Genomic DNA, 17161 nt, shown 5'->3' on the forward strand with positions numbered 1-17161 from the left:
GGTCACTACTCCCGCTAACACCTCAATATAAAAGTAAATTAAATTACCCCTCAACAATAGGTATCGGCCAAGGCTTTAGGTTCTTTAGCTTTTTTTTTATTTTTTTAAAAAAAAACTAGACCCAGTAATCTACAGCAATGATTTATAAGCAAAAAATAAATTTTTATCGAAGATTTAATTCTAATTTAACGCAGTATAAATCGTACTAACTGGGTCCTTTCAAGGAAGGAGAAAGAGTAGTCGTTCTTAAACAAAGTAGATTAAAGGGAACAATTTTGGTGGTAAGTGATAAGTTGGAGACAGAGATAATCTTATAATTTTTAAGTTGGCACTTAATATGCTTTAAATAATATGAACTCGCGGCGTTGCTCTACCGCAGTTTGAAATTGGTGGGATGTTTCGGTAAAAATAAAAAAAGGCCGAGACAATTTAATCTCGGCCAATTTGCTCACGTTAGGAGATTGAGCAAATTCAGTTTCTGTCGGCTGGCAGGGTTTAGTAGGATAAACTGGCCTCTCAACCAACACTTCTGCACTCTCAGTCCTGTTAGTCGGCGCTTTCTCAAAGGAGCGGCCTAAATGGCCGCTAACCTTTCTTCAGGGGATGGCCTCTCAACTCCTTCCCAAATAAGCGCCTAATAACTAACTTTGGTAATTAGCCAAGTAGGGATAATGCAGCCTGTGGGCGCTGGTTCGCCTGGGCAAGAATTGTGGTACTTGCCTGCTGTAATATCTGGTTGCGGCTTAACTCTGCCGTTTCAGTGGCAAAGTCAGCATCTTTGATACGCGATCTTGCCGCAGACACGTTTTCAGAAATGTTACTCAAGTTACGAATAGTTGACTGAAAACGGTTCTGTAAGGCACCTAAATCAGCGCGTAGGCCGCCAATTGCCGATACTGCTTTGTCTACCGCGGTTAACAAACGTGATGCACCAGCTTCGGTTAACACGTCGTCAGCGATAATTCCTAGGCCTGTCGCACTGAAACCATTGACACCCGCTCGACCCAGTGCCTGTGAAGACAAGTTTACTGAGATAGTCTGCCCCGCGTTGGCGCCAACAAGGAATTTGGCAGAAAAGTCACCTTTTAAGATATCCACGCCTGCGAATTGCGTTGTCGTTGAAATGCGCGATATTTCCGTGCGAAGTGCAGATACTTCTTTTTGAAGCGCGACACGGTCCGCTGAGCTATTGATACCGTTCTGTGATTGAATCGCTAAGGTGCGAATGCGTTGAAGCGCCGTTGTAGTCTCAGACATCGCTCCTTCAGCCGTTTGTGCAAGCGATATACCATCGTTTGCATTTCGTACCGCTTGGTTCAGACCTTGAATCTGAGATGTCATACGGTCGGTAATTTGAAGACCAGCAGCGTCGTCAGCAGCGCTATTGATTCGAAAACCAGATGATAGACGTTCAAAAGCAGTGCTTAAGTTATTGCCAGTTGTGAATAATTGACGTTGTGCATTTAACGATGACACATTGGTATTAACAAATAGACTCATGGGTCTCTCCTAACAGTTTCGAGATTGCGCTATTGTTTTTATTATTTGCGCCATAGTTTTAAAAATGGCATAGCCTGTGCTTTATTCAAGTGTCAGAGTAATCTGACGTTTTACCGGCACACTACCGATAAAACTTGCTATACAGAGAAGTTACTTCTCTTTGCTGGCTGGTGAGTTTGATGTTCCAGACCTCAAACCTCTCACTACCTCCTGGCTTCACTCTCGCCAGTCAGCAGTTCCTCGCCTAACAAGCCTTCTTATTTATCGTCACTCAAACAAATTTTCTTTAGAGATTTTTAAAAATTTGTTCAAACAAAGATAAAGCACTGTTTTTCCTAACTTTAAAACCAATTTAAAAAAAGTTATCTACCCATCAAAAGCTAAATATTGATAATGTAAACCACTATTTTATTGGCTCAGGAAGTATAAAACCTCTTATACCTCCCTTTGTAATAGTTATCGTCACTTGGGGAAAATTACTTTAGTGTTTTTTAAAATATTTTGGAGGTTTTTTGGTTTTCGGATAAAAATTATTTATTATCAGCCACATAGGATCGGAGAAGCTTATAACGGAAGTAGTATCGAGGCGAGATAGGGTATATGTCTGACGAATAAACACTAGGGTAGTTAAAAATTAAAACATGCCTATGGTTAATCTCCTTTTTACCGTGTGACTACGTAAGTTATCTTAATCGAGAAAAAATAAAGCCGATACCTTATCGGTATCGGCTTTATGAATCGCTTTGTGGACTAGAGCACTACCTCCTGGCTCCACTCTCGATATAGTATTAACCAAGCAACGATAATGCTGCCTGCGGACGCTGATTAGCCTGCGACAATACAGTTGTGCTTGCCTGCTGAATAATCTGGTTACGCGTTAGGTTTGCCGTTTCAGTAGCAAAATCCGTATCTTTGATCTGAGAGCGCGCAGCAGAAACATTTTCTGAGATGTTGCTCAAGTTACGAATTGTAGACTGGAAACGGTTTTGTAGCGCACCTAGGTCTGCGCGTAAACCACCAATTGCAGATATGGCGCTGTCTACTTTTGCTAAAAGACCAGAAGCGTTTTCGCTCGTAAGAACGTCAACACCTGTTCCTGTGATATTCAATCCCGTCGCACTAAAGCCATTAACTCCAGCACGTGTTAGCGTTGGGCTAGAAAGGTTTACAGAAATAGTCTGACCTGCGTTGGCGCCTACAAGGAATTTAGCAGAGAAATCGCCTGATAGAATGTTTACACCAGCAAACTGTGTTGTTGTAGAGATACGCGAAATCTCAGTACGTAGTGCTGACACCTCTTTTTGCAGTGCTACACGGTCAGCTGAGCTGTTAATACCGTTTTGCGACTGAATAGAAAGCGTACGTATACGTTGTAGCGCTGTTGTTGTTTCAGATAGTGCACCCTCTGCAGTTTGCGACAGTGAAATCGCATCGTTTGCATTACGTACAGCTTGGTTAAGTCCTTGAATTTGTGAAGTCATTCGATCGGTAATCTGTAGACCTGCAGCATCATCAGCAGCGCTGTTGATACGGAAGCCTGAAGAAAGGCGTTCAAAAGACGTGCTCAAAGAATTACTAACATCAAATAGCTGACGCTGGGCATTCAATGAGGATACATTGGTATTAACGAACATAGACATAAAGTCTCTCCTACACTCTCAGTCCAGCGTGCGCTGGCTGTCGGCATTGCCGACGTTTTGTTTTAGTAGTCATCAAGACCTGAGGGGTAATTGATGAACTGGCTCTCTCAGAATCTGTATCGACAGAATGTAGATTCCCTTTAGGAAAAATTACGATTTTTGCCGATATGCGGTAATATGTTGCCGCCAAGAACCCGCAAATGCATTTGTAACCATTGGATTTTTAAGGAAGATTTTAGGTGGAAAAAAGTTGAATCTAGTTAATTTGATGCGTATTTCTAAGCCTGCCGCCCACAGTGCATTCACCGATTTAATTAAAAATCCTTTTGACGAAGGCGGTCAAACATTACTGTGTTGTTATCGTCAAGCAACTAATCACGTCAGTGCCGATGGTTTTCTCGTTATTCTGACAGTAGAAAAAAAGACTTTTCGCGTTCTCAGGAAAATGACAATCAGAGAAAACAATGCAGATTTAAGAGATCCTAAATTTTCTTTCGATGGGACACGGCTTATCCTAACTACTTACGCAAAAACATACTTAGCTACTGGAAAAATGGTCACTAAAATGCTGACTTACTTTTCAACTACAGGACAATCTTGGTCAGGCAAAAATAGTTTTGGTAAAAGCGGTTGGTGGTTGTGGAACCATGAATGGTTTGGTTCTGAAGCCTACGGATTTGCTTACAATCGGCCCTCAAACACATTATCTCTTTATAAGGGCGACCCCACTCGCACAATGCGGCCCCATAAAGAGGATGTTTTTAACCTAAAAAAGCAAGGCAAAGGCTACCCTAATGAAAGCACAATCTTGTTTGATGACGACGGCAACGCCTCGGTATTTTTAAGAAGAGATGCCGATACTTTCAGTGCACAATTTGGCACATCGAAGCCCCCCTTTACTAAATGGAAATGGCACGATTTGGGAATTTACATAGGCGGTCCTGCGGCTGTAGCAATAAGTAGAAATCGATTTATTGTCGCTGGAAGACACGTCAAATGGGAAACTAGAGAGTTCTCTACGAAAATATGGCTGTTCAACAGTGACTCGAAAAAACTTGAAGAACTACATACGTTGCCAAGCAGTAAAGATACGAGTTATCCAGGTTTAGTAGTAGAAAACGACCGCCTGTATGTTTCCTACTACTCTTGTCATGTAGACAATGAAGCCCGAGTCTATATGGCGTGTTTATCCGGTGTCACTGAATTAACACATTAGAATTATTAGACAAAATCAAATAACGACAAGTTAGCCACTTTAGGAAAAGTAGCTAGCGCAGCACTTAATGCCGTTTCTTGCTTCGCAAATTCAGTAGATGCTTCGGCGTAATCCACATCCTGAATTGACGAACGCTGCGCTTTCGCGGCAATTTCCATATCTAGGTTACTTTCGTAAGTACTCTCGGCTATATTTAACCGGCTACCAATCGAAGCACGCTCTAAAGAAAGCTTTTCAAGCCCGTTATCTAAACCTACTAATGCATCGGCTATCGATTCTTGAAGCGCTGAATTATCTATTGTGGAATCCATCAAAATCGTTTGAATTTCGTGAATAGACTGGGCCATGCTTTTTTTCTCAGGTGCATTAAAAGATAAGTCGATACTATCGCCAGGCGCGGCCGTCGCATCAAACTCCATTCCCTTTATAGTGAAAGGCTGACCAGAGATATAGGAAACTGAGTCGACAACCGTACCGGTTCCTTGATTAACAAGTTCAGCCTGCCCTGACGCTAAAAAATTAATGCGATAATCGTTGTTTGCAGCATTTACCGGGTCATAGTTTTTGTCAAAAAAAGTGTCGAATGTTCCCTGCTGTTTAACCGATGCAGTGTTCACTGTAGCGCCAATAGTACTATCAACCGAGAATTTAAAGCGTGATAGCACGTTTTCAAACACTTCGTAACCATTACTAGTTGATTGAATCTTCGAACTATTTGATAGCTGAACGAAACTTACTCCAGGATCGCCTGCGAACGTAATGGCGTTGCCACCTGCAGCTGGGTTGTATTCAAACGCCTGGTTACCTGATTGGAAGCCAGCGTATAAATAGTTCCCATCAGCATCTTGCGTGTTCATAAGATCAAAGACTTCGAGCTTAATTTGTTCTAATTCAGCACCTATGGCGCGCTTATCAGGGTCAGATAGAATGCCGTTACCAGACTGAACGATAAGGGTGCGGGCGCGATTGATTGAGTCGGTAATATTGGTGAGCACCGCCTCTTGCTGCTCAAGTGAACCAGTAACCAAATCATTGTTACGCTGGAACTGGGTGAGTTCGTCAATTTCTTCAGTTAAGCGAAGCACTTTTGCCGCACCAACAGGGTCGTCGCTAGGCGTAATGATGCGTTTACCTGAGGCAAGTTGCTCTTGTGTCTTCGCCAAATCGCCCTGATTTTGCATAATCGAACGCATGTTTTGGTCATAAATTTGATTCGTTGATATACGCATAAATCACCTACCTTGCTGACTGCAAAATGGTATTGAATAGTTCTTGGGCCGTAGACAAAATACGTGCTGCAGCTGCGTAGCTCTGCTGGTATTTTATCAAGTTTGCCGCTTCTTCATCTAAGCTTACGCCCGAAACAGACTCGAACCAATTTTGAGATTGCACTTTCATCGCTTCTGCTGAGGCCAGTGAAACACGGGCCATTGAAGCGTCTTCGCCAATTCGCCCGACCATAGACGCATACGCATCCTGAAAGGTCCGCGGCCTATTCGTCGCTTCGCTACTCACCTGTACTTTGTTTTCATTCTGGATAGCGGCTAAATTAAGCGCATTGCTATTGTCATTAAAGCCATCTGTATTATAGCTAATTGAAAAACTATCCCCTGCTTTAGGCACACCATCTAAACTCAGATCAAACCCTGGGTCAGGACTTATGCCTGCTTGACTGATAAGATTATTTAAATTTGTTGTGCCAGTGACGGTAGCGAGTACCGTTCCACTTCCATCCAAAACGTTATAAGTATCAGCCGCTGTAAAACTGATTTGAGCAGGCGCAGAATTTAAAAGGCCTCCCGCTCCATCAAAGGCAGACGTTCCAACTTCTGTGTTAGACACGGAAACATCAATAACGTTTGCACTACCTAAGTTTGCGCTATCAGCACCCGCCCTCACGGGATTAGCAAAGGCTAAATCCTCAGGGCGGTTTGTTGCGAAGCTTATCTTTGATGCCACGTCTTTAGTCGGCTGAATTAGAAACTCATTGCCAACGGTATAAGGGTCGCTTCCTGAAAAGTCGATTTCAATGCCACCGGGTAGTTCATTAAAGCCCGGTGATACGGCAAAGTTTGAAAAAATAATGTCATTGCCAGAACCGTCTTTTTTCGGTGTGCCATCAGGGTTTAAAAACGTAATCTCTATTTCGCTGGGTACCCCAGCTGCAACCGCCGTTACTTCAATTTTATAATCGGCATCAGTTAATTCAGCACCTTTGCCTTCTGTAATCTGTGCAGTAACAACGTAGTCGCCGTTGGTATCTTGATACGCCAACCCTCTAAAAGACGGAATATCGAAAATATTTCCGCCTATCTGGCCATCTAAATCCATGCCTAGCTTGTTCTGCGTATTCATCGCGTCCGCAAAGGCTATAGACAGTTGGCCCACGTCACGCATAGTCGGACCTAAAACTTCATTTCGATATTTAAACAACCCACCTAATGCACCACCTAGGTCTGCTTCGGAGACTGATATTGATGTATCTTGTTTTGCATTACTATTAAACTGTGTATTCAGCTCTATTTCTTTGAACGCAGCATCAGCACTTGAACTGAATTGAACCAAATTGAATTCACCATTCTCTAGGACTAGGGACTCTCCCGACAACAAGTTAATTTTAATTCCACCAGATTGGTCATTTATATCAGATACATTTATCGCGATTATTTCCGACAATTCATTAATTGCTCTATCTCGTTCGTTGAGTAAAGCAGTAGGCTCATTTTTACGGTCATTCCCAAATGCTGTTACAATATCTTCGTTTAACTCACCAATGTTCGAAATCAGAGAATTTGCTCTATTTGCAAGAGTGTCAAATTCTAGATTAAGTTCTTCTTCCTTTTCTAACATGTAGTCAGATAGCGTTCGCATTCTCTGATAAAGAGACTCACTTTTACTAAAAACTTGCTCTCTTGAGGCCAAATTGGTCGGGTCATCTGCTGCAGTTTGAATAGACGAAAAAAGTTCACTTAGCCCGCTTGAGATAGAGTTGGCCTCACTAGCCAACAAGTTATCCATAAATGCAGTATGTTCGGAAAAGCTCTCTAATTCTGCGACCGAAGTGATGTCTCTCCTTAGCTGATTTTGGGCAAATATGTTCAATAATCGTTCAGTACTCCCAATCTTTACGCCATAACTTGCAGAGTCTAATAGCTCGGTGCGCTCTCTCACATATCCGTCTGTATTAACGTTCGCAATATTTTTGCTTGTCGTTTGTAAAAGTTTACTACTTGCGTTTACGCCACCAGTCGCTAATGTAAAAAGGTCAACAGAACTCATTAGTAATCTCCAAAACTATGGCATCAACGTGCGAAGACGATCGCTGTTATACACAGCCATTATCTTGCTCGCGTATTCAGGGTCAGTAGCGTAGCCCGCTTCTTGAAGCGCGCTTGTGTATTTGACGGCATCAGACGCGTTGTCAACAGCCCGACTATATCGAGGCTGCGTTGTAATAAATCGGCCATAATCTTCCATCGCCTCTTCTACCGATGAGTAAGATCTAAATGCCGCTTTTTGCTTTTGCGGAAGTCCATTGTTAAATTCCAGTGTATCCACCACCGCTTGTTCACCTTGCCAAGCTTTATTGGCCTTTATGCCAAAGAGGTTATGTGAACTGCTGCCGTCTGCCTTGTGAATAACAAATTTACCCCAGCCCGTTTCCACTGCAGCCTGAGACACAATAGCTTTGGGATCCATGCCATACTTTTCTGCTATTTTTTCGGCTATCGGCATAAGGCTTTCTACAAATTGTTCAGGTGTCTCGAACATGGCGTCTTTTTGCGCTGACTTGCTCTTTATTGATTCAGAGTGAAGGGCTGCGTCTTGAGCTTGCGTGACGTTTTGTACGCGGTTTCTATTTAATGAAGATAAATTACCATCGCTTCTAATCACGCTCGCGGGCGTATAACTATCTTCTGTCTGCCCTAACTGTTTTACGATAACGTCTGCAAGTCCTAAGCCACCGCCTGATGTTAAGTCTGTGGCGAGCTGCTGATCGTGCATGTCTCGATAAAATTTAACTTGCTGTGAGTTAAACGGACTGTTTTCGTCAGCAAGGGCATCTTGCGCTTTACGCATAGATTTCAACATCATTTGCACAAATATTGCCTCAAACTGCTGGGCAGCTTCTTGCAATACCGTTTCATCGCCTGACGCAATGGCTTCGCGCATTTTGTTTATGCTGCCCATGTCATGGACGTTTCGAGCCATATCAAGCTGAGTTTTTGTGCTGAGTGATTCCATCGTATTTATTCCACTTACACCCGTTAAATAATGATAAGTTCGCCACGTAAAGCACCTGCCTGACGCAATGCTTCAAGGATTGCCATCAAGTCACCAGGTGCTGCGCCAACTTCGTTTACGGCGCGCACGAGTTGGTCAAGCGTTACGCCTGGCTCGAACTTAAACATGCGGCTGTCAGCTAAATCGACATCCACAATAGACTGGGTGGTGACGGCCGTTTGCCCATCAGCAAAGGCATTAGGCTGTGAAACCTGCTGGTTCTCCGAAATCGTTACCGTAAGCCCTCCGTGAGTAATAGCGGCCGGCAACAAACGTACGTCACTACCAATTACAATTGTGCCGGTGCGGCTGTTAATCACAACTCTTGCCGGTGCGTCCGCTGGAGTGAACTCAAAGTTTTCGAGGGTGGCCAAGAAGCCTACTCGCTGACCAACATCGCGCGGCGCGGTAACGCGAACTGAAGCCGCATCAATCGGTTTAGCAATGATGTAGCCATTTTCAGGCTGCGCGCCCAATCTTTCATTAATGGTGTCGGCTAGCGCTTTTGCCGTTGAAAAGTCAGGATAATGAAGGTTGAGGGTTAGCGTATCACCATTGGCGAAACCGTTGGGAACCGAGCGCTCTACCATGGCCCCGTTTGGAATTCTGCCTACAGTTGGGGTATTGACTACAATCCTAGAGCCGTCGCCGCCTTGTGCACCAAATCCGCTAACAACTAGGCTACCTTGCGCCACTGCATAAACTTCACCATCTACACCGCGAAGAAACGTCTGCAGCAGCGTTCCTCCCTGAAGACTAGCCGCCTCACCTACTGAAGAAACCGTAATATCTATGGTCTGGCCAGGCTTGGCAAAAGCTGGAAGTTCTGCGTGAACCGCAACCGCTGCTACGTTTCTAATTTTAGGTTTGGTATTAGCGTCAAGACTGATACCGAAGTTGCGCAACATGGTACGAAAGCTTTGCTCTGTAAACGGGCTTTGCTCCCCCGTTCCTGGCAATCCAACGACTAAGCCGTAACCTACTAATTGGTTGCTACGCACACCCTGAATGCTCGCTAAGTCTTTTATGCGCTGCGCCCCTACTTGAGATGATAAAAGCAGTGAGAAAACGGCCAATAAAACTGATAATAAACGCATGTTTACTCTCCTACCCTAAACCTAAAGAGGCCACCAAGCCGAATCAAAGAACTTGGTTAACCATCCCTTTTCTTGTGCTCGGGCAAAACTTCCTGTGCCCGAATATTGAATGCGCGCGTTCGCGACCTTGGTTGACACAATTTCATTTTCGGGGCTGATGTCGGCTGGACGAATAATGCCGGTCAAACGTATATATTCGTCACCCTGATTTAGTGTTAGCCACTTTTCACCGCGAATAACTAAGTTGCTATTGGGAAGCACATCAACCACGGTTACCGAAATAGCGCCATTTAAGCTATTGCTTTGGTTCGCCGTTGCGTCTCCGCTAAAATCGCGAGACGAACTTATTCCGAGCTGAATCGATTCGCCGCCGATATTGATTGCTTGACCCGCTAGCCCGGTAATAGGGTTGAGGTTTACATTTGAGTCTTTAGCTGTGCTTGTGTCAGCAGATTTGCTGGCTTGCGTATTCTCGCTTAACGTAACGGTAATAATATCGCCTACTCTTCTGGCCGTAACATCCGAATAAAGATTGTTTGCCAACTGTGAGCGAAACAGCGAACCGTCTTCAACCACCGTTTCACGAGGGTAATCTGGGATCACTGGCGCAAACGACGGGTCGTTTGCCTGAACAGGTGGTTCACTTGTGCTGGCGCAGCCACCAATAATGAGCAGAGCAACAGATAAACCTAGAATACGCATGATACTACCCATTAAAGTTGCTGAATAACTTGACCAAGCATCTGGTCCACCGACGAGATAACTTTTGAGTTCATCTCATACAAACGCTGACTTTCGATTAGGTTAACCAACTCTTCGGTTACGTTTACGTTAGAGGTCTCCAGCGTGCCTTGAGAGATATATCCCAGTCCTTGAAGACCTGGAATGCCCTGAATCGGCGCTCCGCTAGAGGCCGTCTCTACAAACAGGTTTTGTCCTGTGGGCTGCAAACCCGTAGGGTTAACAAAATCTGAAATATTGAGCTGCCCCAACACCTGCGGTTCAGCTTGCCCACGAATACTTACGCTAATTTCACCATCTTGCGAAATCGTAATTTGCTGAGCATCTTCTGGGATAGCGACTTCAGGCTGAAGTAAAAAGCCCGCGCCAGAGGTCACAATTTGCCCCTGGTCATTTAACGAGAACTGACCGTTTCTTGTATAGGCAATGGTGCCGTCGGGCTGAAGTATTTCAAAATACCCTCGACCTTGGATTGACATATCAAGGGCATTTTCAGTAGTTAACAGGTTACCCTGGGTATGCGCTTTTTGCGTAGCGACAACTTTAGAACCTGAACCTAGCATTAAGCCTGAAGGTAATTCGGTATCGGCAGACGAGCGGCCGCCCGGTTGATTGATGTTTTGATAAAGCAAATCTTCAAATACCGCGCGATCTTTCTTAAAGCCCACGGTTGATGCGTTTGCAAGGTTGTTCGACACCACTGCCACGTCAGTTTGTGCGGCATCTAAGCCGGTTTTACTAATCCACAATGCTGGATGCATGTTAACCTCCGACGTTGCTCAAGGGGCAACGATAATAAAAATTCTATTACAAGATGCGCAGCAATTGATTACCGCGAGTATCAAGCTCTTCAGCCTGCTTCATTACTTTTACTTGAAGTTCGTAATGACGTTGCAGACTTATCATGTCTACCATTTCTTCAACTGCGTTCACGTTCGAGCCCTCGAGCATGCCAGACATCACTTTGACGTTGGCGCTAGCTGGCGCAATTGAGCCGTCTTCCATGCGAAATAAGCCGTCGTTACCACGTTCCATATCCGCATAGTTAGGGCTAACTAACTTAAGGCGGCCCACATCTTCGATAACGTTCGCTGGTGCGCCTAACTGTCTCATCGACAGCGTTCCGTCTGAAGCAATGTTTAGGTTGTCTAAAGGAACGGGTAAGAAGATAGGCCCGTTATCACCAAGCACTACGCGATCGTGAATGTCTGTCAAAATTCCGTCGTCGCCCAGTTTGAAATTGCCGTCTCTTGAATAAGCTTCTTGACCGTTTTCATCTTGAACCGCAAACCAGCCATCCCCCTGAATTGCCACATCCAAATCGCGGTCAGTCTTAATCATTGGGCCCGACTCATAATTATTTGAGGGACTTTCTGTCATAGAAAAAACACGGGTCGGCAATCCTTCGCCATACGCGGGCATCGAGCGAGCCTGCTCTAACTGTGCTCTGAAACCAGTAGTTTGTGCATTGGCTAAGTTGTTGGCTCGAATACCTGTCCCCAACAAATCTTGGGATGCGCCGCTTGCTGCAATGTAGAGAAGTTTGTCCATGACTGACTTTTGACTCTGATTAAACCTTAAACAATATTTTGCAAAGGCAGTGCCAATCTGTTGATATTTACTACTATTGGAATAGATGGAAGGTACTGAATTGAAATATATAGAAAAATAAAAAGGTCGCAATGATGCGACCTGTCATTTCGCGGTGTATTTCAGGCGCATTTACACGCCTGAATATTGCCGCTTTATTGCCTCAAATTCTGAAGCTTGCCGTTAACTATCGAATGTTAAGGATAGTCTGGTTCAGTGAGTTATTTACTTCAAGGGCTCGCGAGTTCGCCTGGAAGTTACGTTGAGCAATGATCATGTCAATTAGCTCTGTAGTCAGGTTAACGTTAGCTTGCTCTAGCGCCGACGAGTTGATCTCACCAAACGTGCCGGTCGTTGCTTCACCCGCTAGTGCTTCACCTGAGGCTATACTCTCCTTCCACTTTGTGTTACTCACTTGGGTAAGCCCTTGATCGTTTGCAAATCTAACAAGCGCTACTCTTGAAATAGGTTCTGAAGTTCCGTTAGAGAAACTGGCTCGTATTAAACCATCAGAGTCTATATCTATCCCGGTCAATCGACCTACAGCCAAACCGTCTTGCTCCAATGATGTAACTTCAAAGCCTGATGCAAATTGAGTTGGCTCATTGATAGTCTGCTGTGCAGTATCCAAGTTAAAGTCGATTATAATCTGCTGGTCAGGATCTGAACCGTTTGTAATTGCGTTCTGAGGTGTACCGCTCCCTGTTGTTGTGGACCCCAAGGGCTCAGTTCTAATCACAGTAGGAACTTGATTCACGAAGTCTCCCGAAGAATCAAAAGTCAACGTCGCACTGTCCAAACCACTTTCAAACTGAACTTGTGTGCCATCTACGGAAGCGAACACCCGCCAATCATTCGGGTTTGCCGTAGTGTCAGTATCATCACGTACAAAATAGTAGGTCATCACATGACTCTCACCGAGAGAGTCGTAAATAGTCACCGATGTTGCGGCATTGTATGTCTCTTGATTCTCAGGATCAAAGTTTGCAACTGTTTTGTATTCACCATTCGCTGGCAAATTCATTTTTATGTCAACTTCGGAGGTTTGACGTGGAGACCCCGATGAATCGGGAACTCTAGTCGGTATTGTTGTACTTAGCGCCGTCGATGAACTTGTACCATCAGGGTTAACCGGAAACCCCATTAGATTATCCCCACTACTGTTTACAATAAAATTATCATCGTTTAATTTAAATTGTCCGGCACGCGTGTAGGTAAAATCGTTAGAAGAAAGATCTGATGACATAGCAAAATAACCTGTTCCGGTAATAGCTAGGTCTAGCGCACTGTTAGTAAACTGCAAACTACCTTGGTGAAATTGCTGCGCTACTTCTTGAGTGAGAACACCATCTCCTACTTTTGTTCTGCTTCCTGACAAAAGAGAAGCTGCGTATACATCACCAAATTCGGCTCGTGACTCTTTAAATCCAACCGTATTAACATTCGCGATATTATTGGCCGTTACGTCCAGATCTTTTTGTGCCGCCGCTACACCACTTAAAGCTATATTAAAAGACATTTCTTCTCTCCTACTAACTACCTATTTGGATAACGTCATCAAGGCTGATACTGACATTACCGTCCAAATTTAAAATGATACCTTGACCGCTACTTGCCAAGCTTACGCTACCTATATGCCGATTTACTGCTGTTGATAATTGAACGCCTTCGCCACCGACTTCACCAGTAACGGTAATTCCAAAGTTACCCGCCTTTACCGGGTCTCCATTTTTATCTAAGCCATCCCATTCAAACTGCACATTTCCAGCTGTTTGAGTTCCCGCATCAATAGTTTTTACGACTTCACCCAACTCATTCTGAATGGTAATGGTCATGTTCTGAACTGTTTCTTCGTTGATTACTACTCCAGAGATTCCATCACCCTCATTCGCCATAAATGCTACGTTACCTTGCACTAAGACATCTTGCCCTATCAGACTAGATGCTTGGAGCGCCTGATTCGAGGTCATAGAAGCGGCAAACGACTCAAATTTTTCATTAAGTTGAGATATGCCATCAGCCATGGTGAACGACGTCATTTGCGCCACCATTTGGTCGTTGTCTACCGGCGCAGTGGGATCTTGATTGGCAAGCTGCTCTGTCAGCATCGAGAAAAAGTCCTCTTGAGTAAGCTGCTGCTCGGTGCCATCGGCAATTTTGACGGTCTCTTCCTGCCAATACATGTCAGTATTTAAGCCGGTGTTGTTTATGGTATTCACTGATTATTCCTCACAAAATTCAAGGGGCTAATTATTGCCCTTGACCAAGCTGCAATACGCGACGGAAAATGCGTTTTGTTGTGTCAGCTACCTGAACATTCGTTTCATAGGCTTTGGATGCGGACATCATATTTGCCATCTCTTCAACGATATTCACGTTCGGCTTGTAGATATAGCCGTTCTCATCTGCCATTGGATTGTTCGGTGCGTATTCCACTTGAAGCGGTGCATCGCTTTCCACGATACCTTTCACCTGAACCCCAGTACCTTTTGACTGATCGCGCATTGCATCTTGTAACGCTGTAGCAAAAACGGGGTGACGTGCTCGGTAAGTTTCGTCATAGCTGCTGCTAACCGAGTTTGCGTTGGCAATATTACTGGCCGTGGTATTTAAGCGTACGTTTTCAGCTTCCATACCCGTACTCGAAATTTGCATTACGTTAAATAAACTCATGACTATTGACCTCCTGAGCTGAGCGCTTTTTTCATACCTTTAATTTTTCCATTCAAAAATTCCAGGCTGGCTTGGTAGCGCAATCCATTGTCTAAAAATCGGTTTCTTTCCGCCTGCACTTCTACCGTGTTGCCGTCTCCGGTGTCTGGCTGAGTTGGCACGCGGTATTGCATGTCAAAGTTTGCCGCTACTGACGAAGGATTGCCGCTTAGGTGGCGATCGTTTGTCCGCACTAAGCCCGAGGAAGCACGGCTAGTTGAGTGGCTTGATGCCTCTTGCATTGCAGACTGCATCGCTTTATTAAAGTCGATGTCCCGCGCCTTATATCCCGGCGTATTTGCATTTGCTAGATTCCCTGAAATCACTTCCATACGCTCTGTGCGTATCCTGAGTGCTGACGCGTGAAAGCCAACCAGTTTATCTAGGTTAATAGCCATACCATGACCTCTGACTTACTTAAAAACATTTCGTGGTGACAAGATAAGAAAAATACGGCTTAGCCTATTTTCGTCTAATTGTCGTTTGTAAGAATAGTTAGCAAGGCAAATGCCATAATGATTATTTGACGGGGGCGTTGGGAATAGAGGTTCGAATTTATCCAAAAAAAATGCTGAATAATCAAACCTCTAAATTAGATTATTTTTTTTGATAGTAGAGGCCAGGGTGGCACTTAACCATACTATAGGTATCACTAGCAGCGCTGATTGACTCAGAAGCGCCAAGGAAAAGTACGCCTTCAGGCTGCAGTTGTCCGGCAATTTGTTGCAGTATGCGCTGCTTCACGTCAGCCGAGAAGTAAATCAATACATTACGGCAGAAAACAATATCAAAACGGCCTAGTGCAGCATAGCTTGTAAGCAGATTTAGACTTTTAAAAGTCACCATGCGACGAACTTCAGGTTTAACCTGCATCATGCCGTTGTCGCCTTGTTGGAAAAACGTTTGTCTCCGCTGAGGCGATAAACCTCTGGCAAGAGATAGTTCGTCGTAAAGTCCAAGTTCGCACTTTTGCAGCATTTCCGACGATAAATCCGTAGCAACAATTTCAACACCGGCCCTCAATGCCCCCGGTCGCTGTCGTTGATATTCAAGAACAGACATGGCAATAGAATACGGCTCTTGTCCTGAGGAACATGCGGCACTCCATATCCGAATCTTCTGGTTTTTTGTCGAAAGTGTGGGAAATAAATTATTTACGAGAAGATCAAAAGGATAATTATCGCGAAACCACAAGGTTTCGTTGGTAGTCATTGCATCAATTACACTTTGAAGCAAGGCTCTATCAAACCCGCGTACCACGACATCAATCAGGTCATCGGCTGATTCATAATTATGCTTGTAAAGTAGCGAGGCTAGTCTGCTGCGAACAAGGTACTGTTTATTTTCACCCAGCACTATTCCACATTGCTTCTCTAAAAACTCCCTGAACTTCAAGTAGCTTGCTGGCGAAACGTCTTTATTAGCCAATACCCTATTGCTCCGTTATTCGCATTCTGTCATAAGCCATTTCTGTACCGCAGTAGCAAGTTCATCAGGATGGAATTTAGCGATGAAGTCATCGGCGCCCACCTTCTGAACCATTGCTTGGTTAAATACGCCACTCAATGAAGTGTGAAGAACAACGTGCAGCTTTTGTAATTCAGGCGTATTTTTTATTTCAGCCGTCAAGGTATAACCATCCATTTCCGGCATTTCAATATCGGAAACTAGAACACCAACGCGGTTGGTTACGTCGCCATATTCCGCTGCGATTTCCTTCAATCTGTTTAATGCTTCCAGACCATTTTTAGCAAGCTCTATCTCAAGACCTAGAGATGTGAGGGCCTTCCTAACCTGATTTCTTGCAACTGACGAGTCATCGGCAATAAAGATAATTTTATTTTCTTGGCCTTCGGTTGTTAACCCCTCGGCCACCTCAGCACTTACTTCTGCGTTAAGAGGTGAGATTTCGTTAAGAATTTTTTCTACATCGAGAATTTCAATAAGCTCGTTCTCAACTTCTGTCACTGCCGTCAGGTAACTGGCGCGGCCAGTACCTTGAGGAGGAGGCATGATTGCGTCCCAGTTAGTATTGATAATACGTTCAACAGCCCCCACTAAAAAGCCTTGTACAGAGCGGTTGTATTCGGCAATAACGATAAACGCATTAGAAAGATCTTCTATTCTACGGCCTTTGGTCGCCATACTTAAATCGATAACCGAAATGGTTTGACCACGGATGTGGGCCACCCCACGAACCAACGGGTTAAGCTTTGGAATTGCCGTTAAAGGAGGACACTGAAGTACCTCTCGCACTTTAAACACGTTTATACCAAAGCGCTGACGGCCATTAAGTCTAAACAGCAGCAATTCTAATCGATTCTGCCCAACAAGCTGAGTGCGTTGGTTTACTGAATCTAAAATACCCGACATAGGTCACC

General features: G+C 44.3%; 16 protein-coding genes. 1 reads left to right on the forward strand and 15 read right to left on the reverse strand.

Annotated elements, in window-relative coordinates:
* Window positions 1-654: 654 nt before the first annotated feature.
* Complete coding sequence (locus tag JC525_RS01520; protein WP_198813717.1) at window positions 655-1500, reverse strand: flagellin N-terminal helical domain-containing protein; 846 nt, start codon at window positions 1498-1500, stop codon at window positions 655-657.
* A 788-nt stretch (window positions 1501-2288) separates the two neighbouring features.
* Window positions 2289-3140 (reverse strand): flagellin N-terminal helical domain-containing protein, encoded by an 852-nt coding sequence (locus tag JC525_RS01525; protein ID WP_105930241.1) that lies wholly within the window; start codon window positions 3138-3140, stop codon window positions 2289-2291.
* A 250-nt stretch (window positions 3141-3390) separates the two neighbouring features.
* On the opposite strand from JC525_RS01525, the gene JC525_RS01530 reads away from it, so the two are divergent.
* Window positions 3391-4356 carry a hypothetical protein gene (locus JC525_RS01530; RefSeq protein WP_233094807.1) on the forward strand — a complete coding sequence of 322 codons (966 nt, stop codon included), beginning with the start codon at window positions 3391-3393 and terminating at the stop codon, window positions 4354-4356.
* A gap of 5 nt (window positions 4357-4361) precedes the next feature.
* Here JC525_RS01530 and flgL read toward each other — a convergent pair whose 3' ends face one another.
* From flgL to JC525_RS01595, 13 genes are all read right to left on the reverse strand, one after another.
* The gene (flgL, locus tag JC525_RS01535) at window positions 4362-5585 is read right to left on the reverse strand and encodes a flagellar hook-associated protein FlgL (protein ID WP_159119403.1); all 1224 of its coding nucleotides are present in this window, start codon (window positions 5583-5585) and stop codon (window positions 4362-4364) included.
* A gap of 7 nt (window positions 5586-5592) precedes the next feature.
* Window positions 5593-7635: a FlgK family flagellar hook-associated protein gene (locus tag JC525_RS01540; protein WP_198813719.1), complete on the reverse strand. Its 2043-nt coding sequence runs from the start codon at window positions 7633-7635 to the stop codon at window positions 5593-5595.
* Window positions 7636-7650: 15 nt separating this feature from the next.
* On the reverse strand, window positions 7651-8601 hold the full coding sequence (gene flgJ, locus JC525_RS01545; RefSeq protein ID WP_198813727.1) for a flagellar assembly peptidoglycan hydrolase FlgJ: 951 nt from the start codon (window positions 8599-8601) through the stop codon (window positions 7651-7653).
* A 23-nt stretch (window positions 8602-8624) separates the two neighbouring features.
* On the reverse strand, window positions 8625-9737 hold the full coding sequence (locus tag JC525_RS01550) for a flagellar basal body P-ring protein FlgI (RefSeq protein WP_198813729.1): 1113 nt from the start codon (window positions 9735-9737) through the stop codon (window positions 8625-8627).
* Between the two features lie 21 nt (window positions 9738-9758).
* Window positions 9759-10439, reverse strand: coding sequence for a flagellar basal body L-ring protein FlgH (flgH, locus tag JC525_RS01555; protein ID WP_159119489.1), 681 nt, complete (start codon window positions 10437-10439; stop codon window positions 9759-9761).
* An 11-nt stretch (window positions 10440-10450) separates the two neighbouring features.
* Window positions 10451-11239, reverse strand: coding sequence for a flagellar basal-body rod protein FlgG (flgG, locus tag JC525_RS01560; RefSeq protein ID WP_105930247.1), 789 nt, complete (start codon window positions 11237-11239; stop codon window positions 10451-10453).
* Window positions 11240-11285: 46 nt separating this feature from the next.
* Window positions 11286-12029 carry a flagellar basal body rod protein FlgF gene (locus JC525_RS01565; RefSeq protein ID WP_198813731.1) on the reverse strand — a complete coding sequence of 248 codons (744 nt, stop codon included), beginning with the start codon at window positions 12027-12029 and terminating at the stop codon, window positions 11286-11288.
* A 226-nt stretch (window positions 12030-12255) separates the two neighbouring features.
* The gene (gene flgE / locus JC525_RS01570; protein ID WP_198813733.1) at window positions 12256-13587 is read right to left on the reverse strand and encodes a flagellar hook protein FlgE; all 1332 of its coding nucleotides are present in this window, start codon (window positions 13585-13587) and stop codon (window positions 12256-12258) included.
* Between the two features lie 13 nt (window positions 13588-13600).
* Window positions 13601-14287, reverse strand: coding sequence for a flagellar hook assembly protein FlgD (locus tag JC525_RS01575; RefSeq protein WP_198813735.1), 687 nt, complete (start codon window positions 14285-14287; stop codon window positions 13601-13603).
* Window positions 14288-14318: 31 nt separating this feature from the next.
* Window positions 14319-14741 (reverse strand): flagellar basal body rod protein FlgC, encoded by a 423-nt coding sequence (flgC, locus tag JC525_RS01580; RefSeq protein WP_198813743.1) that lies wholly within the window; start codon window positions 14739-14741, stop codon window positions 14319-14321.
* A gap of 2 nt (window positions 14742-14743) precedes the next feature.
* Window positions 14744-15178, reverse strand: a complete 435-nt coding sequence (flgB, locus tag JC525_RS01585) for a flagellar basal body rod protein FlgB (RefSeq protein WP_198813745.1) — start codon at window positions 15176-15178, stop codon at window positions 14744-14746.
* 199 nt (window positions 15179-15377) lie between these two features.
* Window positions 15378-16208 carry a CheR family methyltransferase gene (locus tag JC525_RS01590; RefSeq protein WP_198813747.1) on the reverse strand — a complete coding sequence of 277 codons (831 nt, stop codon included), beginning with the start codon at window positions 16206-16208 and terminating at the stop codon, window positions 15378-15380.
* A 15-nt stretch (window positions 16209-16223) separates the two neighbouring features.
* The gene (locus tag JC525_RS01595; protein WP_198813761.1) at window positions 16224-17153 is read right to left on the reverse strand and encodes a chemotaxis protein CheV; all 930 of its coding nucleotides are present in this window, start codon (window positions 17151-17153) and stop codon (window positions 16224-16226) included.
* Window positions 17154-17161: the final 8 nt, after the last annotated feature.

The organism is Alteromonas sp. IB21, assembly GCF_016405965.1.
GTDB lineage: Bacteria > Pseudomonadota > Gammaproteobacteria > Enterobacterales > Alteromonadaceae > Alteromonas.

Bases quoted from the DNA above. Each gene is read 5' to 3' on its own strand.
- JC525_RS01520 (WP_198813717.1), bottom strand. From the start codon at position 1,500: ATGAGTCTATTTGTTAATACCAATGTGTCATCGTTAAATGCACAACGT.
- JC525_RS01525 (WP_105930241.1), bottom strand. From the start codon at position 3,140: ATGTCTATGTTCGTTAATACCAATGTATCCTCATTGAATGCCCAGCGT.
- flgL (WP_159119403.1), bottom strand. From the start codon at position 5,585: ATGCGTATATCAACGAATCAAATTTATGACCAAAACATGCGTTCGATT.
- JC525_RS01540 (WP_198813719.1), bottom strand. From the start codon at position 7,635: ATGAGTTCTGTTGACCTTTTTACATTAGCGACTGGTGGCGTAAACGCA.
- flgJ (WP_198813727.1), bottom strand. From the start codon at position 8,601: ATGGAATCACTCAGCACAAAAACTCAGCTTGATATGGCTCGAAACGTC.
- JC525_RS01550 (WP_198813729.1), bottom strand. From the start codon at position 9,737: ATGCGTTTATTATCAGTTTTATTGGCCGTTTTCTCACTGCTTTTATCA.
- flgH (WP_159119489.1), bottom strand. From the start codon at position 10,439: ATGCGTATTCTAGGTTTATCTGTTGCTCTGCTCATTATTGGTGGCTGC.
- flgG (WP_105930247.1), bottom strand. From the start codon at position 11,239: ATGCATCCAGCATTGTGGATTAGTAAAACCGGCTTAGATGCCGCACAA.
- JC525_RS01565 (WP_198813731.1), bottom strand. From the start codon at position 12,029: ATGGACAAACTTCTCTACATTGCAGCAAGCGGCGCATCCCAAGATTTG.
- flgE (WP_198813733.1), bottom strand. From the start codon at position 13,587: ATGTCTTTTAATATAGCTTTAAGTGGTGTAGCGGCGGCACAAAAAGAT.
- flgC (WP_198813743.1), bottom strand. From the start codon at position 14,741: ATGAGTTTATTTAACGTAATGCAAATTTCGAGTACGGGTATGGAAGCT.
- flgB (WP_198813745.1), bottom strand. From the start codon at position 15,178: ATGGCTATTAACCTAGATAAACTGGTTGGCTTTCACGCGTCAGCACTC.
- JC525_RS01595 (WP_198813761.1), bottom strand. From the start codon at position 17,153: ATGTCGGGTATTTTAGATTCAGTAAACCAACGCACTCAGCTTGTTGGG.